Here is a 24,967-nt window from a genome sequence, read left to right on the forward strand (position 1 = left end):
TACTTTCAAATAAAAAGCGTAACCACGCGGTTTTACCTGAATCGCGTGTTCTCTTTACAAAGACTTAATTATTCTGATATTTAGACATCTGTTAAATTCCTGAGTGCTACAGATAAAAAAAACACCTCTGAAATCCTAAGATTCCAGAGGTGCAGACTATATGGTTTATTCGCCTGAGGCTACGGTCTGCCTCGCTTCTTCCTCAACGACACGCACAAAACGTCCTTCGTTATAAGGATAACCGGCTTTTGTGATTTTCACTTTCACAATTTCACCGATGAGGCTTTCGTCTCCTTCGAAATTAACTTTCATGTAGTTGTCGCTGTAACCTACCAGGAGATTGCCGTCGCTTCCCTTTTCTTCGGGGATCACTTCAAGAACCTCCTCTTCAAAACGTGACGCATACTGTTTAGCCAGCTGGTTGGACAGTTCGATCAGACGATGCACCCGGTCGTTTTTCACCTGGTCATCCACCTGGTCTTCCATCCGCGCTGCCGGTGTACCGGTACGTTTGGAATAAGGAAAAACGTGCAGTTCCGAAAACTGAAGATCACGGATAAAGTCATATGTTTCCTGGAACTCTTCATCCGTTTCGCCCGGGAATCCAACGATCACATCGGTTGTGACAGCCAGTCCCGGGAGAGCCTTATGAAGCCGGCCGACCCGTTCGGCAAAAAATTCATTTGTATATTTCCGGCGCATGCGCTTTAGTACCGTATCGGAACCGGACTGCAGCGGCACATGCAGGTGACGGACAATCTTTTCGGACTGGTCAATGACTTCAATCACACGGTCGGTAATCTGACTCGCTTCAATCGAAGAAATCCGAATCCGCTTGAGTCCTTCTACTTTTTCCAGTTCCAGCAGCAAATCTGCAAGACTGTAATCTTTCATGTCCTCTCCATACCCGCCTGTATGAATGCCTGTCAGGACAATTTCCTTGTAGCCCGCATCTACGAGCTGGCGGGCCTGAACGAGCACGTCCTCAGGCTTACGGGAACGGAGAAGCCCCCGTGCCCACGGGATGATACAGAACGTACAGAAGTTGTTGCACCCTTCCTGAATTTTAAGGCTTGCACGGGTGCGGTCAGTAAATGCAGGAACATCCAGTTCCTCATAAACGCGGGTTTTCATGATATTGCCCACGCCGTTAATCGGTTCCCGTTCTTCCCGGAACTGTTCAATGTATGGAATCATCTTGTGCCGGTCCTGAGTTCCAACAACGATGTCCACGCCGGGAATCGCCATGATCTCAGCAGGAGAGGTCTGAGCATAACAGCCTGTTACGCAGATGACGGCATCCGGGTTTTTTCGGATCGCACGGCGAATAACCTGACGACTTTTTTTATCACCAGTGTTTGTAACTGTGCACGTATTAATGACATACACATCTGACGTCTGATCAAACTCTGTTTTTTCATATCCGGCTTTTTTAAACAGCTGCCAGATTGCTTCGGTTTCGTAATGGTTAACTTTACAGCCTAATGTATGAAATGCAACGGAAGGCATGTGTGATCACCTCGATAATTCAAAATGGTAGGAGATTGCCGAAAGGGCATAAAGGGGCGCTGTTTCAGCCCGCAGAATACGGGGGCCGAGCGCACATGAGACAGCTCCTGCCCCTGTCAGGAGTTCTATTTCCCGATCAGAAAAACCGCCTTCAGGACCGGCGATGATGAGTACACGGTCACCGCAGGATGCCTGATTTAACGTTTCTGCCAGGCGGCTTTTCTCATCGTTCCTTGCTTCTTCTTCATAGGCCACGATCACCTGTTCAAAGCTGTCAAATGCAGAGATAAGCTCTGAAAACGAGGCTACGTTTCCTATCAAAGGAACAAGGCTGCGTTGGGACTGTTCGGCTGCTTCCTGGGCAATCTTCTCCCACCGCTCCTGTTTTTTACGGGCTTTTTTCTGATCCAGCTTCACGATCGACCGCTCTGCCTCAAATGGAAGGAAGGCACTTGCCCCTAACTCGGTGCCTTTTTGTATGACAAGTTCAAGCTTATCTGCTTTTGGAAGGCCGCAGGCAACGGTAACATGGACAGGCATTTCTGAAGACCGGTGCTCCTGTTCAACCACCGTTCCCTGTACTTGTTCAGGGGAAACCACGGTCAGCTGCACACGAAAACAGGCGCCGGAGCGGTTACAGCAAACCACTTCGTCACCTTCATTCATGCGCATCACGCGGGCGATGTGTTTCGCTTCGTCACCAGTCATTATAACATCGTCTGCGCTGATTTGCGTGTCATCCAGAAAATACCGCTGCATTCCCATCACCTTGTGTCCTTCCATTCCAGTCACTTGCTGAGACCGGCGTAATCATTCTGTCCCCCGGCTCGTGCAGCGCGGCTTATTGTCATTTTTATACTCATGGTCCAGAGCCTGCAGACCGACACCGATCTATGCCTTCGGTACCTTCGCCACAATCGCCAGCCAATCTTCCATTTCAATGACTTCGGCAATTGTAAATCCACTGGCTTTGAGTGCCTCTTTAACCATCTCCCGTTTTGCGCTGATAATGCCGGAAGTAATCAAAGTCCCGCCTGGATTCAGCTTGGCATATGCATCGTCTGTCATACGGACAATCACTTCGGCAAGAATATTCGCTACGATCAGGTCCGGCCTTTCCTCTACTCCTTCTAGCAGATTGTTCTGCTTAATGGAGACAACATCTTGTGCTTTGTTCAGTTTCACATTAATGTTTGCTGTCTGTACAGCAACATCATCCAGGTCCATGGCGAGCACGCTTTGTGCACCAAGCTTTGCTGCAGCAATACTCAGGACACCAGAGCCGGTTCCCACATCAAGAACCTGATCTCCTTTTTGAATATACTTTTCAAGAGCCTGGATACAGAGTACTGTTGTAGGATGGGTTCCGGTTCCAAAAGCCATGCCCGGGTCAAGTTCGATAATCAGCTCTTTATCCGACACCTTTTCATACTCTTCCCAGGTTGGTGTAATTGTGATCCTGTCGGAGACCTTCACCGGCTTGTAGTATTTTTTCCAGGCTGTTGCCCATTCTTCTTCGTTCACTTCACTGAGGGAAACGTTGTTATGCCCCACATCAATATCATGGGTAATCAGGTTGTTGATCGCTTCCTTAATTTCATCTACTGTCTCTCCAAGAAAGCTGTTAACCGGAAGATACGCCTTCAGAATGATGCCTTCCTCCGGGTAATCGTCCGGGGAAAGCTGATAGACTTCGCCGAATGTCGTATCCCACGCGCGGGTCAGATCACCAGGGTCCTCAATTACGACACCGCTGGCACCGGCTTCGTGCAGAATATTACTTACCGGTTCCACTGCTTCCTGTGTAGTATGAATACTAATTTCCGACCACTTCATCTCCATCAGCTCCCCAGCCTGTATTATTCACCGAAGCTTTTAAACGCCCGTTTTGCTTTTGCAAAAAAGTTGTCGTTCTGCTCATCCGGTGCTGAACCGGTTTCTTCGGCAAAATCACGTAAAATTTCTTTCTGCTTCTCTGACAGGTTTTTAGGCGTCACAACGCGCACGCGCACAAACTGGTCGCCCTGTCCTGCACCGCGGACGTTTGGAACACCTTTCGCCTTCAGACGGAACTCTGTGCCGGTCTGTGTTCCGGCAGGAATCTTAAGGCTGATCTTGCCTTTGAGTGTCGGTACTTCAATTTCATCACCGAGGGCAGCCTGCGCAAATGTCAGCGGCATGTCACAGTAGAGGTTATCGCCATCACGCTTAAAGAACTCGTGAGGTTTAACATTAAAGACGACAAACAGGTCACCCGCCGGTCCTCCGTTGGCACCTGGTTCACCTTGTCCGGCTACTCGAATCTGCTGGCCGGTATCCACACCTGCAGGTATCTTGATATGAATTGTCTTGCGCTTCTTCACTTTGCCCTGCCCGCCGCATGTGCGGCAGCGGTCTTTAATCATTTGACCGGTTCCCTGACAATGATTACATACACGCCGGTTCACAACGCGGCCAAACGGAGTGTTCTGCTCCACATTCAGCTGGCCGGCACCATGACAGTGCTTACACGTCTCCGGCTTTGTTCCCGGCTTCGCTCCGGAACCGTTACATGTGTCACACGTTTCTTCCCGGGGAATCTCAATATCCATTTCTTTACCGAATACTGCTTCCTTAAACTCAAGCGTCATCGTGTACTGGAGATCAGATCCCTGCCGCGGTGCGTTAGGATCACGGCGTCCCCCGCCGCCAAAGAACATGTCAAAAATATCGCCGAAGCCCCCGAAGTCACCCTGGCCTGCGCCGCCTCCGCCGAACTGGTTCGGGTCGGTATGTCCGAAACGGTCATAATGGGCCCGTTTCTGTGAGTCGCTGAGAGTATCATACGCTTCTTTGACTTCCTTAAATTTATCCTCAGCTCCCGCTTCTTTGTTCACGTCCGGATGATACTGGCGTGCGAGCTTCCGGTATGCTTTCTTAATATCGGCCTCAGAGGCATCCTGTCCGACTCCGAGAACGTCGTAAAAATCTTTTTTGCTCATTTGTGTATCCACTCCCGACTGCTAATCCATAACGAATATCTTATCACTGACTGACGGCTCCCGCAACATTGTATGCCACAGAAAAAGAGGGTATCCCCTCTTAGGTGCCCGGCTCTCTCCAACAGAAGTCGTATCCAGCATTATTACTTACTTATGCTGGATACAGTATCGGAGGTGCCTGGCACTTCAGATTCGGGACACCCTCTTCATATCAGCCCTGCATTACTGTTTTTTCTCGTCGTTGTTTACTTCTTCGTACTCTGCATCAACTACGTTATCGTCTTCAGCCTGCTGCTGGCCTGCTTCTCCGCCCTCGGCTTCCTGCTGGGCCTGAGCTGCCTGCGCAGCCTGCTCATACATTTTAGTTGAGAGCTGCTGAACAATTTCCTGCAGTTCATCTTTTGCTGTGCGGATTGCTTCGATGTCCTCGCCTTTGAGAGCTTCCTGGACTTTTTCCTTCGCTGCTTCCGCTTTGTCTTTGTCTTCCTGCTCGACACTTTCGCCAAGATCTTTAATCGTCTTATCTGTCGTAAATACAAGCTGGTCTGCTTCGTTGCGAAGGTCTACTTCCTCACGGCGCTTTTTGTCAGCTTCAGCGTTTTCTTCAGCTTCTTTAACCATACGCTCGATTTCACTTTCATCAAGACCGGAAGAAGACGTAATTGTGATGGACTGCTCTTTATTCGTTCCAAGGTCCTTGGCACGGACGTTAACAATTCCGTTGGCATCGATATCAAAGGATACTTCGATCTGCGGTACTCCGCGTGGTGCCGGTGGAATGTCAGTCAGCTGAAAACGGCCCAGTGTCTTGTTGTCTGCTGCCATTTCACGCTCACCCTGAAGAACATGGATATCCACGGAAGGCTGGTTGTCAGCTGCAGTGGAGAACGTCTGGGATTTGCTTGTTGGAATTGTCGTATTGCGGTCGATGAGCTTTGTGAATACGCCGCCCATTGTTTCAATTCCTAGTGACAGTGGTGTTACGTCAAGAAGAACAACATCCTTTACGTCACCAGTGAGTACCCCTGCCTGAACAGCGGCACCAAGAGCAACAACCTCATCCGGGTTCACACCTTTATGAGGGTCTTTACCTGTTACCTTCTTGATTGCTTCCTGAACAGCTGGAATACGCGTGGACCCACCTACAAGAACAATCTTGTCGATTTCACTTGCAGATAGTCCAGCATCGCTCATTGCCTGGCGTGTAGGGCCCATCGTACGCTCCACAAGATCCGAACTCATTTCTTCAAACTTCGCTCGTGTCAGGTTCAGCTCAAGGTGTTTCGGTCCTGAAGCGTCTGCTGTGATGAACGGAAGTGAAATCTGCGTCTGGGATACACCTGAAAGGTCCTTCTTCGCTTTTTCAGCAGCATCTTTCAGACGCTGAAGGGCCATTTTATCCTGGGAAAGATCGATTCCGTTGTCTTTTTTGAACTGAGCTACAAGGTGGTCAATGATCACCTGGTCAAAGTCGTCACCGCCGAGTTTGTTGTCACCGGACGTAGCACGTACTTCGAAGAAACCGTCGCCAAGTTCAAGGATGGATACGTCAAACGTTCCGCCCCCGAGGTCGTAGACAAGGATTGTCTGATCTTCTTCTTTTTCAAAGCCGTACGCAAGGGCTGCTGCAGTCGGCTCGTTAACGATACGCTCGACTTCAAGGCCTGCAATCTTTCCAGCGTCCTTCGTTGCCTGACGCTGGGAGTCGTTAAAATAGGCAGGAACAGTAATAACCGCTTTGGTTACTTTTTCACCAAGATATGCTTCTGCATCTTCTTTGAGCTTCTGAAGGATGATTGCAGAAATCTCCTGTGGAGAATACTCTTTGCCTTCCGCTTCAACTTTATAGTCAGTACCCATATGACGCTTAATGGATACAATTGTGTTCGGGTTCGTGATCATCTGGCGCTTCGCTACCTCACCTGTCTGACGCTCTCCGTCCTTAAAGGAAACAACTGATGGTGTTGTACGGCTGCCTTCCGCATTCGGAATAACCGTCGCTTCGCCACCCTCCATAACTGCAACACATGAGTTTGTTGTACCTAAGTCAATACCGATTACTTTACTCATTTAAAATTCCTCCTGTTCTTAGTGAAAATATGTAGTTGTTACGTGCTGACCTTGACCATTGCCGGCCGGATCACACGGTCGTTAAGCATGTAGCCTTTCTGCATTTCCTCGACTACGATGTTTGAATCGTAGTCGTCCGATTCCACCTGCATCACAGCCTGGTGGTAATGAGGGTCAAATGGTGCACCAACTGCCTCAATCGGCTTGATTCCCTCCGCATCGAGAGCTTCCTTAATCTGCCGGTAAACCATTTCCATTCCCTGAAGAAGACTCTTGCCGTCTTCTGAAGAAATGTCAACCATCATCGCCCTCTCAAAGTTATCCAGAGCGGGCAGAAGCTGTTCAGCAAGTTTCTGGGATCTGTATTTCGCATCCGCCTCTTTTTCCTTTCGGGTTCTGCGTCGGAAGTTATCATAATCTGCCTGATTACGAAGCAGACGGGTGTTAAGATCTTCAATCTTCTCCTCGAGCTCTTTTACCTTACTGTCGTCCTCATTTACAAGTTCGATTTCAGGTTCCTCATTGTTTTCATCCTGTTCCTCTGAATCGGTCTGATCGGATGCTTCATGTTCTTCAGCATCAGCGTTAACCCGCTCGAGTTCTTCCTCTTCAATGGTGTGTGCTTTTTTATCCTGCTGTTCCATTGTGTTCACCTCCTCAAATCATTCAGACAATCCTCTATTCATGGAACAGCCTCTCTTATCAGCTGTAGGCTGACAAAAGAGACCCGGTAACTACCCAATATGTGAGAATAATACCGTTACATACATTTGTCAATATTTCCGTTAATCGGATTTTTGATACCGCTGCTTCAGCAGGTTCGTTAAATCCTTGGAAAAGAAGTCAAGCAGACCGACAACGCGCTGGTACTCCATGCGGGTTGGACCGAGAATACCGACTGTGCCAAGATGTGTTCCGTCCACGGAATACGTAGCCGTAATCACAGAACAGTCATCGAACGGGGCAAACTGATTTTCTTCCCCGATCCGGATCCTCACGCCCTGCTCTTCCGTGCGGAAAAGCTTTGATACAAGAGCATCTTCCTCAAGCGTATTAAAAAGCTCTCTTACTCTGTTCACATCGTGAAATTCCGGCTGGGACAGAATGTTTGTTTTCCCGGCGTAATAAACCTTTTCATTATGTGAATCCTTGAACGCACTATTGAGCAGTTCAATCGCCTGTTCATGATGATCCACGTATTTAGCAAGCACATTCCTGATTTCAGTCGTTAGTTTATGACGAAGGTGAATGAGCGGTACACCTCTTAAACGTTCGTTTAAGATGTTAACGATCTTCTCAATCTCTCCTATATCCAAACCTTCGGGAATTGAAACCGCCTGATTTTCAACGTGTCCTGTATCCGTTACGATAATCGCCACAGCATTGGCCTTGGAAATCGGGACCAGCTGGATCTGGTGAAGCTTGGATTCAAACACTTCTGGCCCCAGCACAATCGACGTATAGCTCGTTAGGCTGGAAAGAATTTTGGCGCTCTGCTGAATTACTTTTTCAAACTCGAGAAAACGCTGTTCGTACATCAATCTGATGTCCGTCACTTCATTCTTACTGAGAGAAGTCGGGGACAGCATATGGTCGACAAAATACCTGTATCCTTTCTGGGATGGAATTCTGCCGGCTGAACTGTGCGGCTTTTCGAGGAAACCAAGTTCTTCGAGGTCCGCCATTTCATTCCGTATTGTAGCCGGGCTGAAGTTCATGTCGTCCCTTTTGGAAACACTCCGTGAACCGACCGGTTCTGCATGACAAACGTAATCATCAATGATTGCTTTAAGTATGAGAAGCTGCCGTTCTGTGAGCATGAACATCCCTCCCTGTTAGCACTCCCGGTTAACGAGTGCTAAATCTATAATATAAAGTACCAATTTCATTTCCGGTTGTCAAGATAAAAGGATACTGTTCCGAATCGCTGTTAAACCCTCCGGACACCGCCTTTTATCAGCCATCAAGAAGAAACTTTTCAAAGACTTCGTTACCCAGAAAGCGGCCCCGTTCGGTCAGGAGAAGGCGGCCGTCTGACTGCTTAAGAAGCCCCTGATCAGTAAGGCTGTGAATCGCAGGTCCAAATACTTCAGAGACCGATCTTCCATACCGCTCCTGAAAACGGGCAGCAGACACACCGTTTGTTTTGCGCAGCCCCATAAACAGTTCTTCTTCCATTTGTTCCTTCACAGTGACCTCGTGTTCTTCTCTGTATGGAAAAGACCCAGCTGCTATAGCTTTCATATATTTAGGCAGAGGTCCGTGATTCTGCCTGCGCACGCCTCTCACATAACTGTGGGCACCTGCTCCAATTCCGTAATAGCCTTCATTGTCCCAATAGGTCAGATTATGAATACTTTCTCTTCCCGGCTTGGCAAAGTTGCTGATTTCATACATCTGAAAATCCGCCTTTTTCAGTTCAGTCATCAGCAGGTCATACATGTCCGCTTCAGTCTCCTCCTGGGGCAAAGAGAGCTTCCCTTTTTGTGCGAGCTGGTAAAATACGGTCTTCGCTTCAACTTTCAGGGAGTAAGCACTTACGTGTTCAATGTCCAGTTTCACAGCCTTCTGGATCGTATCCCGAAACTGCTCCACCGTCTGACCGGGAAGTCCGAACATAAGATCGATTGAAATATTGTCAAATCCGGCATCGCGGCATTTCCTGATCGTATCCGTGACATCTTCCGGTTTATGGTCTCTGCCGATCTTCTCAAGAAGACCTGCATCAAATGTCTGAACGCCGATACTTAAACGATTAACTCCCGCCCGCTTCATCATCTCAAGTTTATCCGGCTCCGCACTTCCAGGGTTTACCTCAACCGTAAATTCTATGTTATCCGGCTGGTCAATACCAAAATGACGCCGCGCGGCCTCGAGCAGTCTCTTTAGCTGCCCAGTGGATATTGAAGTCGGAGTTCCGCCCCCGACATAAATGCTTTTGATTTCATTGACAGGAAATCGCGCCACTGTTCGTTTCATTTCTGTTTCACAGTCATCGAGGTAGTCATCGACCGGCTGATTTTTTAAAAAGAACTTATTAAAATCGCAGTAGTGGCAGATCTGCTCGCAAAAAGGAACATGCACATATACAGCTTTCGGATCCATCTTGTCACCGCCTTACGCTCCATAATTAATTTCCTCAATACATCAATCTAACCGAACACAGCCTTTCTCAAAGCCCGTGCCGCGGATTTTAAAAAGAAAAGTGTTCCGTAAAGTCAGGCTTTACGAAACACTCGTCTGGATTTATTTTTTGTCTGAATCATCCATGCTGAGTACACTCATAAAGGCTTCCTGAGGCACTTCCACGCTTCCAACGCTCTTCATGCGGCGCTTACCCTCTTTCTGCTTTTCAAGCAGCTTACGCTTACGGGAAATATCTCCCCCGTAACATTTTGCAAGAACGTTCTTCCGCATCGCTTTAATCGTAGAGCGGGAAATGATTTTCTGGCCGATACTTGCCTGAACCGGAACTTCAAACTGCTGCCTTGGAATCAGTTCCTTCAGTTTCTCAACAATCGCCTTTCCGCGCTGGTAGGCCATATCACGGTGGACGATCACGGACAGAGCATCGATCGCCTCTCCGTTCAGGAGAATATCCATTTTCACGAGACGGCTTTCTTTGTATCCGATCAGCTCGTAATCAAAGGAGGCATACCCCTTTGTACTCGATTTGAGCGTATCAAAGAAATCAAACACGATTTCGGAAAGAGGCAGTTCATACGTAATAACAACCCGGTTTTCATCGAAATACTTCATATCCTTATAATCGCCGCGTTTTCTCTGACAGAGCTCCATCACCGCTCCGACAAAGTCGTTAGGTACCATCACTTCCGCTTTCACGTAAGGCTCTTCCACGTGCTCTACTTTCTGGGAATCGGGCATCATGGACGGGTTGTCGATCTGCTGCATTTCACCATCTGTTTTATGGACTTTATAAATTACACTTGGTGCTGTGGTGATCAAGTCAATATCAAACTCGCGCTCAATTCGCTCCTGAATAATCTCCATATGCAGAAGGCCGAGAAATCCGCACCGGAAACCAAAGCCGAGTGCCTGTGACGTTTCCGCTTCATACTGAAGGGACGCATCGTTGAGTTCAAGCTTTTCAAGGGCGTCCCGAAGGGCGTTGTAGTCGTTCGTATCTACGGGATACAGTCCGCAGAACACCATCGGATTGAGCTTACGATAACCCGGGAGCATGTCTGCTGCGGGACGTTCTGCACTCGTTACGGTATCACCTACCCGGCTGTCACTCACATTCTTGATTGAAGCTACCAGGTACCCTACATCCCCGACTGTGAGTTCTTCCTGGACGGTCGGTTTAGGTGTGAAGACACCAAGCTCCTGGACCTCAAATTCTTTATTTGTGGCCATCATTTTAATTTTATCACCAGGCTTGACGGTTCCTTCAACAATCCGGATGTAGACAATAACACCTCGATAAGGATCGTACAGGGAATCGAAAATCATCGCCTGAAGCGGCGCCGCGGGATCTCCGGGTGGTGCCGGCACTTTATCAACGATCGTCTCCAGAATTTCCTCGATGCCGATCCCGTTTTTGGCTGAAGCCATAATCGCATCTTCTTTCGGAAGGCCGATAATGTCCTCCACTTCCTGCATAACACGGTCCGGCTCGGCACTTGGAAGATCGATTTTATTGACTACCGGGATGATCTCCAACTCGTTATCAAGCGCCAGGTAGACGTTTGCCAGTGTCTGGGCTTCAATCCCCTGAGCCGCATCCACAATCAAAAGCGCCCCTTCGCAGGCAGCAAGACTCCGCGACACCTCATAGGAAAAGTCGACGTGGCCAGGTGTGTCAATCAGATGGAAAATGTATTCTTCACCATCGTTAGCTTTATATCGCAGCTGGACGGCATTCAGTTTAATTGTAATCCCGCGCTCACGCTCAAGATCCATGGCGTCAAGCATCTGGTCTTTCATTTCACGCTGGGTTAAGGCACTCGTTTTTTCTAAAATCCGGTCTGCAAGTGTAGATTTTCCGTGGTCAATGTGGGCAATAATCGAGAAGTTACGAATCTTCTCGCGCCGCTGTATACGCTGTTCATTATTCATTAGAATTTCACTCCTACTGGTATAAAAAGCTGGGCTGTTCCGCTCTCTCCGAACAGTCAGAACAAAAAGGACGGCAGCATACCTGCTGCCTCTCCTGCTGTATTTTATGACAGGCCAGTGAATCCGGCTTCTTAAAGATGCACAGGCTTTTGTCACATCACGTGTATGTAGTGATTAGGCTAACCATCATTATAGCAATAAACCAGTGGAGGGACAAACATTTCTTGTGTCCTTTCAGGCAGGCCGGAAGTAGTGGCGTCAATCTTAGGTACGGAGTGTACAGGGGCAACGGAGCGTCCTTTTGAAAGAACAATAATAAAAAGTGGCCGACACTTTTCTCGGGCAGCGCCTATGACAGTCATGTTCAAAAATTACGCAGTTAAAAAGCCGGTCCAGGGAACGTGATCCCCGCCGGCTTTGTTTCTATGAACCGAGTCCCGCATAGATTCCTTTAAAAATGGCTTCAATTGCGCCGGCAATTCTCAATCCAACGTCCGAAAAGAAATTCCCTCCTGCACCGTTCTGCTTCTCAGCAAGATCACGCTTCACATCTGCTGTAGTCAGAAGATCTTTTTTCAGATCATCATCCCCTTCACCGTACACAACCAGATGATCACCGTCCTCCATCTCAATCATATCCGGCACCGTCTCTGCATGCGGTATTTGAAGCTGAAGAGGAGAGGGCTCCCCGAATGTCCCAAACGACCCGCTCAGATGATTGACATAAACAATCCCGAATACAAACCCAAAGAAAAAGACCGTAGTGATAAAAAAGCAGCGCAATAGAAATGGGGCCATCCTGTTTCTCCTCCTCAACTGGATTGGATTAGCGGTCAGCTGCCGCCTTCCTGCTCAAAATAAAATTGAGAAAATACTTCAGCAAATGCTTCCACTGAATTGTAAACTTCATCAAGGGAGTTATCGATCCCCCCAAATTCAACGATCAGGGAGTTTTCAGAAAGATCCTGATTATATAATGAATTGGCTCCCGGACTGTCCGGAACGAATACACCACGGCTGAGTCCCGGATAATCCTGTTCGATCCGTTTATGAAGGTCTTCTGCCAAGGCTTTATTTTTTTCAAAGCTCTCGTGGTTCCTTCCGATGACAAAGAAGGTCCGGGCGTAAACTTCACCGTTTATGGTCGCTGTCGTCACTTCCCGGGGAACACTGTCCCGGTGAAGGTCGAAGAAAAAGGTGAGTTCTTCATGTTCGGCAATGGCCTCTTGAACAAGCTCCCTGCTCATGTCATAGGATTTGCCGTACTGCCAGCCTCTCGTATTCAGTTCACTTGTGACATCAGATGTATCCACAACGCTTCCGATTCCCCGTTTCGCTAGCTCCTGGCCAAGACGCTCACCTGCCAGCGTAATATTTACTGATTCGTGAAAAACCTCATGACGTGGAATGGTCTGGTCTTTTAGTTCCGGTAAAAATGACTCCCGGTTGTGGGAATGAATAATGTGCACCGTTTTAGATGGATCCTTACCTGCCGTAAGCTCGGCAATTGCCTCCCTCATCTCGTCCATTTCCTCCAGCCGTTCCGTTGCCGCTTCCCGCTCCTCCATCATTACCTCTGGAGGGGGAGCCGACTCCATCGGCATCGTCGTGAAGTCGGTTCCTTCACCAGCTACAAGGATTTCACCGCCGAAAGATGCAATCCCGGGCAGTTCCCGGGCAAGGAGGCTTCTTGGATCATCCGGGTCGATGCTTGTAGCCAGTTCAAACACGATGGAAGACAGCTGTGGAGGCCTGCTGTTATCCTCCAGCTCCTGGGTAAAGTACCGGTTTTCAGTCCCCATTATGTGCACGAGCACTTCTTCTGACAAATGCTCACTGAAATCTTTTACAGAGGCTGAACTTAGTGCATAGCCCGGACCGAATGCTGTCAGCACTGAAGCTGCCATAAAAATGGAAAGAACGCCGGTGACCGACGTGAACAGGTACTTTCTGAAACTGCTTGTCCGGCTTTTAAATGCCGGTCTGTATGGTCCCTGCCTCATTCATCCACCACCCTTGCCAACCTTTTGATACAGTCTATGCACAACCCTGGACAGGCAGAACTTCAAAAGCGGACAAGCTCACATACCGTCATTCGTCAGGCCGGGCAGGGAATGCGATACGTTATATTTTTGTTTTCATCTGCAAACATAGTAAAACAACCCGGAGTTTGCTGCTCTCCGGGTTGTTAGAAATCGTTTATTTTATTTCGTATAGGCTCCCACATTGTCCTGATTAATGGCACCATGAAGAGCGGAATTCAAACCGAGAGCAAGCACGTTCCCCATGTCCTCAATAAATTCATCCACTTCTTTTGGTGTCACCATCAGATTATGGCCAAGAGGGGCAAGGACTTCTGAAATGAGTTTCCGCTTTTCCTGTTCCTCGAGTCCTCCCACTATACCAAGATACTGCTGACGCTGTTCATCACCGGGAAGGTCGTCTTCAGTCAACTCCCGCTTCTCGCCGAAATTCATACCAGCCGGAGCGAGTGAGCGTTTCGGATCATCTTTTTCTCTCATCTCCCGACCGAAATGCTTAAGCACGTAATCAATTGTGTCACTCGTAATCGAAACCGCATCCACTACAGTCGGAATACCTACTGCGATAACCGGAATTCCAAGAGTATCCTTGTCAATGGACTTCCGTTTATTTCCCACCCCGGACCCCGGATGAATGCCCGCATCAGAAATTTGAATAGTGGTGTTCACACGCTCGATCGAACGTGAGGCGAGGGCATCGATGGCAATGATGAAATCCGGTTTGGCTTTTTCCACCACACCGAAAATAATATCACTTGTTTCAATCCCGGTCAGTCCCATAACTCCTGGGGTGATCGCACTTACAGGACGGAAGCCCTCCTCCACCTGCTCCGGCTGAAGCTCAAAAAGGTGGTTTGTCACCAGAAGGTTTTCCACCACGATCGGCCCGAGTGCATCAGGGGTTACATTCCAGTTTCCGAGCCCGACCACAAGGCAGCTCGCATCCCTGCCGATTCCGAGCTCCTCGAGATAATGGCTGAACTCTTTTGCGAATACTTCCTCCACCTGATCCTGAAGCTCACTGTCTTTTTTCCGGATGCCCTGCACCTGAAGTGTCAGGTACTTGCCAGGTTTTTTACCCATTGTCTCAGCCCCGGTTTCATCTATATCCACACGTGTAATGGAGATGTCGCCTTCCTGGCGTTCTTTCACGATCACGCCTTCGATGTGCTGCTGCGCATCTTCGTCAGGCCGTCCGCCCTGCTGTTCCTCCTTAACAATCTCATGGGCTTCCACTGCCAGGTCAGTCCGTAAAGTGTACTTGCTTAGATCAAGCTCTCTCTGCTGTTCCATTCCCTTCACCTCTGATCAGAATTTACTTAAGGTTAGGATAAACCAACCGCCTTCCTTTCATTCTTTTGTTGATTTTTAAAATCTCATTTGGTACAATCCTTTATGTTGCACACAAAAAAACACTACCAACAACGTACTTTACGAATTACGGTTGCATCAGGGAGGTGAAAGGCATGGCAAATATTAAATCTGCTATTAAACGTGGTCGCACTAACGAAAAGCGTCGTGCACAGAACGCTGCTTTTAAATCTGACCTTCGTACATCAGTAAAAAGCTTTGAAAAATACGTAGAAGCTAAAGACGCAGAAGCTGCACAAAAATCATTCTTGGTGGCAACCAAAAAGCTAGATAAAGCTTCTGATAAAGGTCTTATCCATAAAAATGCAGCGAACCGTCAAAAGTCCCGTCTTCAGCGACTTCTTAACGGCGTAAACGCATAAGGAAAATAAACATGGCATGTTCGTCCTCCGCGGCGAATGCCATTTTATTTTTCTGAAAAAATGGGCGTACATAAAAAACCGGACGGCTACAGAGCCTCCGGTTTTTTCGTGTAGTTCTGACTTTTTCATGGGCTGTGCCCACTATCATTTTGCGGTTCCCTTTAAGCTCTCTGTTTCTGTCTGGACAAAAACATCTCCACTGCCAGTACTTTTTCGATCTGGCCCGTTTTAATCCGGTAATCAGTTTCAGCCAGTTCATCAAGCAGCCCAAGTAGGTGCTTGTCTCCAAACCGGTCAGCCTGCTGAGCAGCAAGCTTAACGGCATAAGGGTGCAGCTTAAGCTGTCCGGCCATCTGTTTCTGTGAATATCCCTGCTGGGAAAGCTGTTTAACCTGATAAAGAATCCGAAACTGCCTGGCAAGAAGGCTGAGAATTTTGATCGGCTCCTCCTTCTGTTTCAGAAGATCATCGAAAATCTGCCATGCCTGATCGATCCTGCCTTTCACAACACCGTCCACGAGAGCGAAAATATTCTGCTCAAGGGATCTGGCCACAAGTTCGTCCACAATAGAGCGGGTAATGGTTTCCCCTTCCCCTGCATAAATCGCCATTTTCCTCAGTTCAGAAGTAACGAGCATCAGATCGGAACTCGTAAGTGCAAGGAGCTGTTCTTTTGCACTCTTTTCAATTTTGACACCGTATTCTTTAACCTTTTCATCCATCCATGAAAGCAGTTCCCGTTCCTCGAACGGCCTGCCTTCCATTACTTTTCCGTGCTTTTTAATTAGCTTTGTAATTTTTTTGCGTTCATCCACTTTTTCATTGGGAACGACTGCAACCAGGACCGTTTCCGGCGCGGGATTTTGTATGTAGCCTTCAAGCTTCTTAAGGTCATGTTCCGCCTTTGATGACACCTTGCTTCCAGTAAAAAAGTACGCTTCTTTTAAAATGACGACACGGCGCGACCCCATAAACGGAAAAGTGTACGCTTCCTCTACCGCAAGTTCCACCGGTGTCTCTTTCATGTCATATCTGGAGAGATTAAACTCCACTTCTTCATCCCTGAGCGACTTCCTTACAATCCGCTGAAGTGTATCCGAAATTAAAAAGTCCTCACTGCCGTAGAGCAGATAAAGACCGGATGGTTCTTCCCGTTTTAAATGTTTCAGCATGTCAAAATACGACAATCCGATCCGCTCCTCTCCCGCTTATTTTACCACATGTGAAAATGACGAAGCCACCCTCACCTGGTGTAAAAGAAAGACCGTCCGGGTAAACGCATAAGTAAGAGGGGAATGAAGCCGTTCGTTCATTCCCCATTTATGATAAACGCCACCTGTCTCCACCGCGGATGAAGAATAGTGACGATAATCCGTATTCTGCTGCATTACAGCAAACGTTTTCTGTCTGTTAATTATGATATCCTATGCCCGCAGTGACTATAGGTGACAACTCTTTACAGAAACATAGCAGAAACTGCCTTTCGCTCCAGTGCTCCAGTGCCGGTTTTAGTAAAGGCTCTGTTAAAGTTCCGTGTTGATTTTTGTAAATCGTTGATTGAAGCGAACTCGCGATAATCCTGCGGGAACAGCGCCGGCTGACTACCCCGCAGGTTGCTTTTCCCGAGGAGGCTGAAGCGGTGCCCGCGGAAAGGGAGCGCAGTAAGCGTAAATCAATCAGCAATACTCTTTAACAGAGCCTAAGTAAAAAGCACCTGTCGAAAGTGTATGAAATTAATCCTGAAATAGCGCTTTTTCCGATCTTTTTTTACTTTGCCCGCCAAAACACAGGATTGATGATATCATCAATATATACTGGATTTTTCAAAAAGGATCACGTATACTAATTAGTGATACAGGAGGGATAACGATGAACGAATTCGAAAAGAATGTACAGACGAAACGAAATGACTTCATTGACAGTGCTGTCGGTTTTGTTGTCGTTTTCGGTTTCTTCACAACAATCTTTGTTGTTGCCCAGGCTATTGATCTGATCTGGTAATTACCACCTGTCACGCCCGGGTTACATAGCGAAAAAGCACCAGCCTGCACACAACGCTTTCCCGGCGTTGTGTTTTTATTTGGCTCTCATTGTCTTTCTTGCGTTTCAGGCTCAACCATAACTTTCACTTCTGTTATACCCTCTTCCCTCGTAAACCGGATGCTTACGTCCCCTTTCTCATCAGTGCGGTACACTCGCGCACCATTCGCTGCCAGCCTTGAGACCACCTCTGCAGAAGGATGTCCATGCCGGTTGTTTCTCCCAACAGGAATCAGGGAAATTCCCGGCCTGATCAGTTCCGCAAATTCAGGTATTGTGGAGCTGCTGCTTCCGTGGTGGGATGTTTTTAAAACATCAGCATCGAGGTCAGGGTAATCATGCAGGATTCTTCTTTCGGCCGCTTCTTCAATATCTCCGGTAAACAGCCACGACCGTCCTCCCATTAAACCCTGAAGTACGATGGAACGGTCGTTTTCCGTATTCTCTGTTCCGTTTGGAGATAACACCCGAAACTGTGCCCCGTTTGTGTTCCACACTGCGCCTTCCGAAACGTTAACAATCGGAACCGCGGCATCAGCGAGACAATCGTAAACCTCACGCTCCAGAGGACTGTCCATCCCTCCAATCGGATACAGAGCCATTCCAATTTTAATCTTTTCTGCCAATACACATACCTCTCCTATATGATCTGCGTGGCCGTGGGTTAAAATCAGCTTGTCAATCTCCGTAATGCCTCTCCCCTTAAGATGAGGAAGTATTACTCTTTCTCCAGGGCCTGCTGGTACAGGACCGTCACTGAATGGTACGAACCCACCGGTATCAATGAGGTAAACCTTTTCCCTGAACGGCAGTTCTATTAATATGGCGTCACCCTGACCCACGTCCAGCATCGTGACTGTTCCTTCTTTGTTCAAATATGGAAGGGCGAGCTGAATGAGGGCGGTTAGCAGGACGGCCGAGAGTAAGGGAGCACAGCGCCTGAAAGGCAGACGATCCCAGGCTGTAAAAAAGGCTATAACTGAAATATACATGACGAAAACCATAACAGGGGAGGCCTGCCCGAATACGATGCGAAACAGGGAAAGATCATTCACCCAAAACATCACTTCATGGAACCACTCAAGGGTAACCGCAGCAAAAATAAACAGCATTTTCGACAAAAGTGGAAACAGCATTAGAGAGAAAGTGATAAGCAACGATAAAGGCAAAATGATAAATGAAATATAAGGGATAAAAATCAGATTAAACGGGATGCTCAAGAGGGAAAATTCGTGAAAATGAAATACAATAAGAGGAAAAGATGCCAGCTGCGCGAGGAAGGTCACACGCAGAAGAGTGACAATGCTGCCTGAAGGGCGGCTCAGAATCCGTCCCGAGAGAATCAGAACAAGCGTGGTGAGAAAAGAGAGCTGAAAACCAAGATGATAAAGAAGCCAGGGATCCCAAAGTAAAAGAAGAATAAATACAAAAGCAATGGTGTCGGCTGGTTTAACCGGCATGTTCATTTTAAGTGCGGCAATAATGGCAAACGACATAAGTGAAGCCCGGGTCACACTTGGTGCCCCGCCTGCCATTACAATGTAGAAGGGAAGAAAAAATAAAATTCCGGTTAAGGAAGACTCTTTAGTCACACCTGCACGCTGAAGTAAAAACAATACAAGGAAGATGACAAGACCAACGTGCAGACCGGATACTGCAAGAAGATGGCTTACACCGATAATCTGATATGCCTCACGCTGATTTTCTTCCATCAGCGTCCTCTCACCGAATACAAGCGCCTGAATGACTGCGGCTGCACGTTTTTCGTTTTGGTTTTCGGCCAGTGCCTCGATCCCGCTAAGACCCTTGTTTCTTAATCTGTAAAGTACTCCCATAAGGTTATTTTCCGAGACGCACACGTACTCGCCGGCATAAAAAAGCCATTCAATTCCCTGCTGCTGCAAAAAGAAGCGATAGTCGAACCCGAATTCGTTCCATTTTGGTGATGGCCGTTCAAGCTTCCCTTTAAGGAGGCATTTGTCCCCGTATTCCGGGGCGTCCATCATTACAGGAACTGCAGCCTGGATCTTTTCCCCTTCTTCCGTTTTAAACACAAACCTCACTCCTGAGGGACGTTCCAAAGGAACAGAAATGACCGTGCCCCTGATTTGTGTTACATCCCCTGTATACACCGTCGTGTTTCCCGAAGCAGATAACCCGGTCCAAAACATGACCATTATAAACCAGAACAGCATAAAACCGATCCAATAAAAACTTAATTTCTTCCTGTGAATAAACGTTAGTAAAAACGCAATTGCAGTGAAGACATATGTAAAGAATGCGCCGCCTTCAAAAGCCCACATAACTGCTGCCAGTGTTATAAAAGCACAGAGAAACCAAGGTCGGATCATAAAGGGAGTCCTTCTTTCGGGGGGGAGTGGAAGTAATTCGGAGAATTTAAAAGGGGGACCGCCTCCTCCACCGGGAAAGAAGCGGCTTCAGCATTTAATTGGATGTAGAGGTATACAGACGGTTCGCCTGTTCTTTAAGTTCGTAAAGCTCTTCTTCTTCCAGTCCGAGCTTTTCCAGTTCATTCAAGAGTCCTGCAGTGAAAGCGAGTTTTTCTTTATTTTGCGTGTCAAGAATCATCTCTTCCAGTTCCACCTGCTCTACCGCGACGCCCGCCTGCTCGAACAGATCAACTGCGTAAGGATGATTTTTATACTCAGTTGCAAAATATACCTTTTTGATTCCTGCCTGAATGATTGCCTTGCAGCAGTTCAGACAAGGAAAGTGAGTCACATACATTTCAGCTCCTGCTGCGGGCACACCGAATTTCGCACACTGCAGGAGAGCGTTCATCTCTGCGTGAATAGTACGGACACAGTGTGAATCAATCACATAGCAGCCTTCGTCTATACAGTGTTTCCCACCGGAAATCGAGCCGTTATACCCGCCGGCAATAATTCGTTTATCTCTTACAATTGTTGCTCCCACCATAAGGCGCGTACATGTAGATCTGAGAGCAAGCAAATGGCTTTGGGCCATAAAATACTGATGCCATGAAATTCGTTCCACTCTTTTTCCTCCTTGCTCCTGGTGTTCTCTCCTAGTTTAGACAAGGTTCTCCCTCTTCGTCAATTGCCGGAGTCAGCTTACCGCAGACGAATCAGAGGTGAAAGCTGTTCAAACGTCCGTTCCCCGATACCTGGAACGGCCATGAGCTGTTCCAGTTCAGTAAACGGACCATGTTCTTCACGGTAATCGAGAATGGCACCGGCTTTTCCTGGGCCAATACCAGGCAGCGTTTCCAGCTCAGCCTGTCCGGCAGTATTGACGTTCAAACTGCTATCATCGCCATTTCCCTGGTTTGCCGTAACCGTCACACCAGTCAATTCATCTCCCTCTCCTGGAACATATATGACCATCTCGTCGTGCACACGCTGAGCCAGGTTGACCGCATCTCTTTCCCCACTCTCAGTTACGCCGCCTGCTTTTTCAATAGCGTCGAGTACACGCATCCCTTCTTCCAGGAGATAAACCCCTGGTGCGGCCACCTCGCCTTTCACATCAACATAGATCGCCTGTATTTCCTGGGAAGAGTCTGCCTCCTCAGAAAAAGAAGCGTCATTACTCACTGCCGCAGCATCCCATTCTTCAAGCAAAACGTCTGATGCGCTGCCTCCTGAATATACTCGAAACAGGAGAAATAATATCACAACCGCCCCAATGGCAGCAGGAAACACGACCGGCCTGTAACGATCAAGAATTTTCATCATCACTGCTCCTCTGCTTCGATTTGGCTTGGCACTGTTCTATCCGCATTCAGGGGTTCATACAATGAAAGGAAAATACGTGTGAAAAGGAGGGGCATCGATTGAGGAAAATCGGGATTATTGGTACCGGCAGTATGGGGAGGATTCTCATCGAAGCAATTCTGGAATCTCAGGCAGCCCTGCCCGCTCAATTGACCATTCATAATCGCACGATGGAAAAAGCATGCGCAATCGCAGAACAGTATAAAGGCGTAACCGTTTCAGCCGATCTGCGTTCGCTGATCCGCAAGTGTGACTGGGTCTTTCTCTGCGTCAAACCGCTTCAGATGATACCGATCCTGGAAGAATATAATGGCGATCTGACAAAAGGGAAAACGCTGATCTCTATTACGAGTCCACTCTCTGTACCGCAGCTTGAGGGCATGATCACCTGCAAGGCAGTCAGGTTTGTGCCAAGCATCGTTAACCGTGCCGGACAGGGCGCATCACTGGTAACCTACGGGTTGAATGTGGATGAGGCACAGAAAAAAGAAATGAATGCATTCTTTTCCAATTTTTCCGCTCCGCTTGAAATCGACGAAGCCATTACAAGGGTTTCATCGGATATTGCCAGCTGTGGACCGGCTTTTATCAGCTTTTTAGTGGAAAAAATGATTGAAGCTGCTGTGGCAGAAACGAAGATCACAAGGAAGGAAGCTACTCACATTGCTGAGCATATGCTGATCGGCTACGGCGCTCTTCTTCAGGAGAAATTGTTTACCCTCTCCACATTGCAGAAAAGGGTTACGGTCCCTGGAGGCGTTACTGGTGAGGGACTGAAGGTACTCAGTGATGAAACAGGGGATATGTTCCACAAACTCTTCGTACGCACGCACGAAAAATTTGATGAAGATAAATACTTTATTCAAAAACAGCTTGAAAAGGAGCGCAGGGGTACATAACCCGGCTGCTCCTTTTCTTTATTCGACACAAGTCGATTATTTCCTTCTTTTTTTTGCCTGAAAAAAAATGCGGTCAGTATGATGAACAGGTGCTTTTTCTCCAAACTCCGATGAAATCTCCACAATATCAAAGCCGCACTCATCGAGAAGGGACGCGTATATAGATGAGTCAAAGGTCCGCTGGGTATGGGCTTCATCCACACGTGTGTATGTACCGTCTTCGTTCCTGATAAAAAATGTCAGGTCATGGTCAACACTATTTTCATATTCACCGGGTGAAGCATACCAGATATAGGAGACCTCTTCCCCGTTTTCAGCATAAACTTTGTAATCAAACGCCGAATCGACCTTAAAGGAACTGTGCACGTCAAACAGGAGCGTTCCTCCTTCTTTGAGCGCCGAGGCAAATGAAGTAAATGCATTTCTGATTTCCTCTTCGTCCAGAAGATAATTCATCCCGTCGCAGAATACGGTTACCGCATCCAATTCTGAGAACCCTTCCATTCTTTTCATATCCTGACAAATAAACGTAATTTGCTGTCCTTCTTCAAGCGCCTTTTGCTGGGCAACAGCAAGCATGTCCTCTGACAGATCAACCCCCGTCACCTGGTGACCCGCTTTAGCCATGCGCACAGTAAAAGTTCCCGTGCCGCAGGCCACATCAAGAAGTCTGGCGTGCTCAGGCAGTCTTTTAGCAGCATACTTCGTCCAGGAATCATACGGTGCATCTTCCATCAGCCGGTCGTAAACATATGCAAAGTGTTCGTATGGCATCTCCCTCACCTACGGCTTCAGTACAGGGTCAAGATTTACTTCTCTTGCATCAGCCCATAGTTTTTCCAGATTGTAATACGTTCTGTCGTCTTTGTGGAACACGTGAACGATCACATCATTGAGATCAATCAGAATCCAGCGGGCCTGATCAGTCCCTTCCAACCGTTTTACATCCGCGCCGGCTTCCTGAGCTTTCGTTTTTATTTCATGGGCAATGGCTTCCACCTGCTTCGGGGAATTACCGTGACAGATTACAAAATAATCAGCCATTAGAGAAATGCCTTCCATATCAAGGGCTACAATGTTTTCTGCCCGTTTATCATCCGCGGCTGTTACCGCCAGGTCTAGTAGTTCTTTTGATTTCATAAAGAATTTGAATCCTCCTTTTAATTACGGATCGAACTCCGTCAGGTTTGAAAAAAATGTTCCGGAAAGCTGTTTTCGAATATATTGTTGCTTTTCTAAAGACTTAAATGAAGCGGAAGGCGGCGACTCCTGCGGGAATAGTATCAACTGAATGACCCCTCAGGGCGTTCTTCCCGAAAAGGCTGAAGCGATGCCCGCGGAAAGCATCCGCCTGTAGCGGAATAACCACATCTTTACAAGAAGATCATTTGGAAAAGATTACTTTATTTTATCGGCAAGGTCGTTATATGCATGTATAGTGTCAGGAAAAACCGGCTGCCTTCTATTAACGAGAAATGTAACGGTGTTCGCAAGTGCCATGAAACACGCTTTGTCCAGAGAAGTTTCTGCTGCTTTTCTTACATCCTCCACACCAGGAAAGGTTCGGCCGGGTTCAATATAATCCGCGAGATATATGATCTTTTCAAGCAGACTCATACCAGCCTTTCCGGTAGTGTGATAGACAATCGCATCCAGCAGCTGCCGGTCTGTGACGCCCAACTCCTCTTTTACGAAAACCGCTCCGGCAGGGGCATGAAGAATTGGATCACCGTAGCGGGTCCAGTCGTCGCTGAGCCAGACTGTACCGAGAATCGCCCGCTTCATCTCACCTGCAGGCCGGTATTTGGCATAATCGTGAAGAATAGCGGCCATGCGGGCAGCTTCAACATCAGCACCGAACCGGTGGGCCAGTTTTTCCGCTGATTCCGTAACGCGGACCGTATGCTCATATCTGACAGGTTTAAGTTCTCTTCGGACTCTTTCCAAAGCCTGCTGTTCATTCATAAAGACGGTGCTCCTTCATATATGCCATCACAGGTTCAGGAACGAGGAAAGAATGAAACTGTTTGTTCTTAACCATTTCCCGGATCCCGGTTGATGACACGTCAAATTCAGGGCCTTCAAGAAGTGAGACCGGATACTTCCAGTCCGGACGTGACCGGTATCCGGGCCTTCTCATGCCTGTAAACGTAACAAGCTCGCAAATCCGGTCTATTCGGTACCATTCCTCAAGGGACTCAATACTATCGCCGCCAATGATAAAATAAAAAGTGTGATCGGGGAACAGTTCATGGAACTGTTCCAGTGTGTCTACAGTATAAGAAGGGCCTTCACGGTCAAATTCAGCGGTATTCAGTTTGAAGTAGGGCCGGAGCGCACAGACGCGAGAGACCATCTCCAGACGGTCCCTGCCGGTAGTGCAGCTTTTTTTCTCTTTATGCGGCGGCAGCCGATTCGGCATCCACCATACTTCATCGAGAGATAGTGAAAGGTAGGCTGTTTCAGCAAGGACAGCATGCCCCAGATGCGGGGGATCAAATGTACCTCCGAGAATACCGACTCGTTTTCCCATTACGACACACCCTTATGGTAATTGAATCGTCTTCTGGTTCTCCGATTCCTTGTACAGCACAATTGTGCTGCCGATCACCTGAACTTTGTGAGCCCCTGCTCCTTCTGCAAGAGCATCGGCTACTTCACTTTTATCTTCAAAACAGTTCTGAAGGATACTTACTTTAATAAGTTCCCTTGCTTCGAGTGCTTCTTCAACCTGAGTGATCAGATTTTCATTTACACCGGCTTTACCAACCTGAAAGATCGGTTTAAGGTGATGGGCTTCTGCCCTTAAAAAGCGTTTTTGTTTTCCTGTGAGAGTCATGATGATCTCCTTTCAAA

At 47.7% G+C, this 24,967-nt stretch carries 24 protein-coding genes; 3 read left to right on the top strand and 21 right to left on the bottom strand.

The window, feature by feature from the left end; all coding sequences use genetic code 11:
• Nucleotides 1-165: 165 nt before the first annotated feature.
• From mtaB to gpr, 12 genes are all read right to left on the bottom strand, one after another.
• Nucleotides 166-1,509 carry a tRNA (N(6)-L-threonylcarbamoyladenosine(37)-C(2))-methylthiotransferase MtaB gene (mtaB, locus tag CR205_RS08990; RefSeq protein WP_110518761.1) on the bottom strand — a complete coding sequence of 448 codons (1,344 nt, stop codon included), beginning with the start codon at nt 1,507-1,509 and terminating at the stop codon, nt 166-168.
• A 6-nt stretch (nt 1,510-1,515) separates the two neighbouring features.
• Nucleotides 1,516-2,268, bottom strand: a complete 753-nt coding sequence (locus CR205_RS08995) for a 16S rRNA (uracil(1498)-N(3))-methyltransferase (RefSeq protein ID WP_110519783.1) — start codon at nt 2,266-2,268, stop codon at nt 1,516-1,518.
• A 132-nt stretch (nt 2,269-2,400) separates the two neighbouring features.
• Nucleotides 2,401-3,345, bottom strand: coding sequence for a 50S ribosomal protein L11 methyltransferase (prmA, locus tag CR205_RS09000; protein WP_110518763.1), 945 nt, complete (start codon nt 3,343-3,345; stop codon nt 2,401-2,403).
• 23 nt (nt 3,346-3,368) lie between these two features.
• Entirely contained in the window at nt 3,369-4,490 is a 1,122-nt protein-coding gene (dnaJ, locus tag CR205_RS09005) for a molecular chaperone DnaJ (protein WP_110518765.1), read from the bottom strand.
• 222 nt (nt 4,491-4,712) lie between these two features.
• Nucleotides 4,713-6,560, bottom strand: a complete 1,848-nt coding sequence (gene dnaK, locus CR205_RS09010) for a molecular chaperone DnaK (protein ID WP_110518767.1) — start codon at nt 6,558-6,560, stop codon at nt 4,713-4,715.
• Between the two features lie 38 nt (nt 6,561-6,598).
• Nucleotides 6,599-7,204 (bottom strand): nucleotide exchange factor GrpE, encoded by a 606-nt coding sequence (gene grpE, locus CR205_RS09015; protein ID WP_110518769.1) that lies wholly within the window; start codon nt 7,202-7,204, stop codon nt 6,599-6,601.
• A gap of 141 nt (nt 7,205-7,345) precedes the next feature.
• Complete coding sequence (hrcA, locus tag CR205_RS09020) at nt 7,346-8,380, bottom strand: heat-inducible transcriptional repressor HrcA (RefSeq protein WP_110518771.1); 1,035 nt, start codon at nt 8,378-8,380, stop codon at nt 7,346-7,348.
• A 136-nt stretch (nt 8,381-8,516) separates the two neighbouring features.
• Nucleotides 8,517-9,665 carry a radical SAM family heme chaperone HemW gene (gene hemW / locus CR205_RS09025; RefSeq protein WP_110518773.1) on the bottom strand — a complete coding sequence of 383 codons (1,149 nt, stop codon included), beginning with the start codon at nt 9,663-9,665 and terminating at the stop codon, nt 8,517-8,519.
• Between the two features lie 141 nt (nt 9,666-9,806).
• Nucleotides 9,807-11,639 (bottom strand): translation elongation factor 4, encoded by a 1,833-nt coding sequence (gene lepA / locus CR205_RS09030; protein ID WP_110518776.1) that lies wholly within the window; start codon nt 11,637-11,639, stop codon nt 9,807-9,809.
• A 423-nt stretch (nt 11,640-12,062) separates the two neighbouring features.
• Entirely contained in the window at nt 12,063-12,437 is a 375-nt protein-coding gene (locus tag CR205_RS09035; RefSeq protein ID WP_110518778.1) for a hypothetical protein, read from the bottom strand.
• A 35-nt stretch (nt 12,438-12,472) separates the two neighbouring features.
• Nucleotides 12,473-13,642: a stage II sporulation protein P gene (spoIIP, locus tag CR205_RS09040; protein WP_110518780.1), complete on the bottom strand. Its 1,170-nt coding sequence runs from the start codon at nt 13,640-13,642 to the stop codon at nt 12,473-12,475.
• A 201-nt stretch (nt 13,643-13,843) separates the two neighbouring features.
• Entirely contained in the window at nt 13,844-14,974 is a 1,131-nt protein-coding gene (gpr, locus tag CR205_RS09045; protein ID WP_110518782.1) for a GPR endopeptidase, read from the bottom strand.
• Nucleotides 14,975-15,147: 173 nt separating this feature from the next.
• Here gpr and rpsT point away from each other — a divergent pair, with 173 nt between their 5' ends.
• Nucleotides 15,148-15,414 carry a 30S ribosomal protein S20 gene (gene rpsT / locus CR205_RS09050; RefSeq protein WP_110518784.1) on the top strand — a complete coding sequence of 89 codons (267 nt, stop codon included), beginning with the start codon at nt 15,148-15,150 and terminating at the stop codon, nt 15,412-15,414.
• Nucleotides 15,415-15,575: 161 nt separating this feature from the next.
• Here the strand turns inward: rpsT and holA are convergent, their stop codons facing one another.
• Nucleotides 15,576-16,601, bottom strand: a complete 1,026-nt coding sequence (gene holA / locus CR205_RS09055; RefSeq protein WP_110518786.1) for a DNA polymerase III subunit delta — start codon at nt 16,599-16,601, stop codon at nt 15,576-15,578.
• Between the two features lie 682 nt (nt 16,602-17,283).
• Here holA and CR205_RS09060 point away from each other — a divergent pair.
• Nucleotides 17,284-17,415, top strand: a complete 132-nt coding sequence (locus CR205_RS09060; protein ID WP_110518788.1) for a YqzM family protein — start codon at nt 17,284-17,286, stop codon at nt 17,413-17,415.
• A gap of 86 nt (nt 17,416-17,501) precedes the next feature.
• Here CR205_RS09060 and CR205_RS09065 read toward each other — a convergent pair whose 3' ends face one another.
• The 3 genes from CR205_RS09065 to CR205_RS09075 form a co-directional block, all read right to left on the bottom strand.
• Nucleotides 17,502-19,805 (bottom strand): DNA internalization-related competence protein ComEC/Rec2, encoded by a 2,304-nt coding sequence (locus tag CR205_RS09065; RefSeq protein WP_110518790.1) that lies wholly within the window; start codon nt 19,803-19,805, stop codon nt 17,502-17,504.
• 94 nt (nt 19,806-19,899) lie between these two features.
• Nucleotides 19,900-20,472, bottom strand: a complete 573-nt coding sequence (locus CR205_RS09070; protein WP_110518792.1) for a ComE operon protein 2 — start codon at nt 20,470-20,472, stop codon at nt 19,900-19,902.
• Between the two features lie 77 nt (nt 20,473-20,549).
• Nucleotides 20,550-21,170: a helix-hairpin-helix domain-containing protein gene (locus CR205_RS09075; protein WP_110518794.1), complete on the bottom strand. Its 621-nt coding sequence runs from the start codon at nt 21,168-21,170 to the stop codon at nt 20,550-20,552.
• Nucleotides 21,171-21,271: 101 nt separating this feature from the next.
• On the opposite strand from CR205_RS09075, the gene comER reads away from it, so the two are divergent.
• Nucleotides 21,272-22,111, top strand: a complete 840-nt coding sequence (gene comER / locus CR205_RS09080) for a late competence protein ComER (protein ID WP_268877407.1) — start codon at nt 21,272-21,274, stop codon at nt 22,109-22,111.
• Nucleotides 22,112-22,147: 36 nt separating this feature from the next.
• Here comER and CR205_RS09085 read toward each other — a convergent pair whose 3' ends face one another.
• The 5 genes from CR205_RS09085 to yhbY form a co-directional block, all read right to left on the bottom strand.
• Nucleotides 22,148-22,885, bottom strand: coding sequence for a class I SAM-dependent DNA methyltransferase (locus CR205_RS09085; RefSeq protein ID WP_110518796.1), 738 nt, complete (start codon nt 22,883-22,885; stop codon nt 22,148-22,150).
• A 9-nt stretch (nt 22,886-22,894) separates the two neighbouring features.
• Nucleotides 22,895-23,251, bottom strand: coding sequence for a ribosome silencing factor (gene rsfS, locus CR205_RS09090; protein ID WP_110518798.1), 357 nt, complete (start codon nt 23,249-23,251; stop codon nt 22,895-22,897).
• 258 nt (nt 23,252-23,509) lie between these two features.
• Nucleotides 23,510-24,076 (bottom strand): bis(5'-nucleosyl)-tetraphosphatase (symmetrical) YqeK, encoded by a 567-nt coding sequence (gene yqeK / locus CR205_RS09095; RefSeq protein ID WP_110518800.1) that lies wholly within the window; start codon nt 24,074-24,076, stop codon nt 23,510-23,512.
• Nucleotides 24,069-24,644, bottom strand: a complete 576-nt coding sequence (locus CR205_RS09100; RefSeq protein ID WP_110518802.1) for a nicotinate-nucleotide adenylyltransferase — start codon at nt 24,642-24,644, stop codon at nt 24,069-24,071. The genes yqeK and CR205_RS09100 overlap by 8 nt, the downstream gene beginning before the upstream one ends.
• 12 nt (nt 24,645-24,656) lie before the next feature.
• The gene (gene yhbY, locus CR205_RS09105) at nt 24,657-24,950 is read right to left on the bottom strand and encodes a ribosome assembly RNA-binding protein YhbY (protein ID WP_110518805.1); all 294 of its coding nucleotides are present in this window, start codon (nt 24,948-24,950) and stop codon (nt 24,657-24,659) included.
• Nucleotides 24,951-24,967: the final 17 nt, after the last annotated feature.

The organism is Alteribacter lacisalsi, assembly GCF_003226345.1.
In the GTDB taxonomy this organism is placed as follows: domain Bacteria; phylum Bacillota; class Bacilli; order Bacillales; family Salisediminibacteriaceae; genus Alteribacter; species Alteribacter lacisalsi.

Excerpts from the sequence above, each read along its gene's own strand:
- mtaB (WP_110518761.1), bottom strand. The coding sequence starts at position 1,509 with ATGCCTTCCGTTGCATTTCATACATTAGGCTGTAAAGTTAACCATTAC.
- CR205_RS08995 (WP_110519783.1), bottom strand. The coding sequence starts at position 2,268 with ATGCAGCGGTATTTTCTGGATGACACGCAAATCAGCGCAGACGATGTT.
- prmA (WP_110518763.1), bottom strand. The coding sequence starts at position 3,345 with ATGAAGTGGTCGGAAATTAGTATTCATACTACACAGGAAGCAGTGGAA.
- dnaJ (WP_110518765.1), bottom strand. The coding sequence starts at position 4,490 with ATGAGCAAAAAAGATTTTTACGACGTTCTCGGAGTCGGACAGGATGCC.
- dnaK (WP_110518767.1), bottom strand. The coding sequence starts at position 6,560 with ATGAGTAAAGTAATCGGTATTGACTTAGGTACAACAAACTCATGTGTT.
- grpE (WP_110518769.1), bottom strand. The coding sequence starts at position 7,204 with ATGGAACAGCAGGATAAAAAAGCACACACCATTGAAGAGGAAGAACTC.
- hrcA (WP_110518771.1), bottom strand. The coding sequence starts at position 8,380 with ATGCTCACAGAACGGCAGCTTCTCATACTTAAAGCAATCATTGATGAT.
- hemW (WP_110518773.1), bottom strand. The coding sequence starts at position 9,665 with ATGGATCCGAAAGCTGTATATGTGCATGTTCCTTTTTGCGAGCAGATC.
- lepA (WP_110518776.1), bottom strand. The coding sequence starts at position 11,639 with ATGAATAATGAACAGCGTATACAGCGGCGCGAGAAGATTCGTAACTTC.
- CR205_RS09035 (WP_110518778.1), bottom strand. The coding sequence starts at position 12,437 with ATGGCCCCATTTCTATTGCGCTGCTTTTTTATCACTACGGTCTTTTTC.
- spoIIP (WP_110518780.1), bottom strand. The coding sequence starts at position 13,642 with ATGAGGCAGGGACCATACAGACCGGCATTTAAAAGCCGGACAAGCAGT.
- gpr (WP_110518782.1), bottom strand. The coding sequence starts at position 14,974 with ATGGAACAGCAGAGAGAGCTTGATCTAAGCAAGTACACTTTACGGACT.
- rpsT (WP_110518784.1), top strand. The coding sequence starts at position 15,148 with ATGGCAAATATTAAATCTGCTATTAAACGTGGTCGCACTAACGAAAAG.
- CR205_RS09060 (WP_110518788.1), top strand. The coding sequence starts at position 17,284 with ATGAACGAATTCGAAAAGAATGTACAGACGAAACGAAATGACTTCATT.
- CR205_RS09065 (WP_110518790.1), bottom strand. The coding sequence starts at position 19,805 with ATGATCCGACCTTGGTTTCTCTGTGCTTTTATAACACTGGCAGCAGTT.
- CR205_RS09075 (WP_110518794.1), bottom strand. The coding sequence starts at position 21,170 with ATGAAAATTCTTGATCGTTACAGGCCGGTCGTGTTTCCTGCTGCCATT.
- CR205_RS09085 (WP_110518796.1), bottom strand. The coding sequence starts at position 22,885 with ATGCCATACGAACACTTTGCATATGTTTACGACCGGCTGATGGAAGAT.
- rsfS (WP_110518798.1), bottom strand. The coding sequence starts at position 23,251 with ATGAAATCAAAAGAACTACTAGACCTGGCGGTAACAGCCGCGGATGAT.
- yqeK (WP_110518800.1), bottom strand. The coding sequence starts at position 24,076 with ATGAATGAACAGCAGGCTTTGGAAAGAGTCCGAAGAGAACTTAAACCT.
- CR205_RS09100 (WP_110518802.1), bottom strand. The coding sequence starts at position 24,644 with ATGGGAAAACGAGTCGGTATTCTCGGAGGTACATTTGATCCCCCGCAT.
- yhbY (WP_110518805.1), bottom strand. The coding sequence starts at position 24,950 with ATGACTCTCACAGGAAAACAAAAACGCTTTTTAAGGGCAGAAGCCCAT.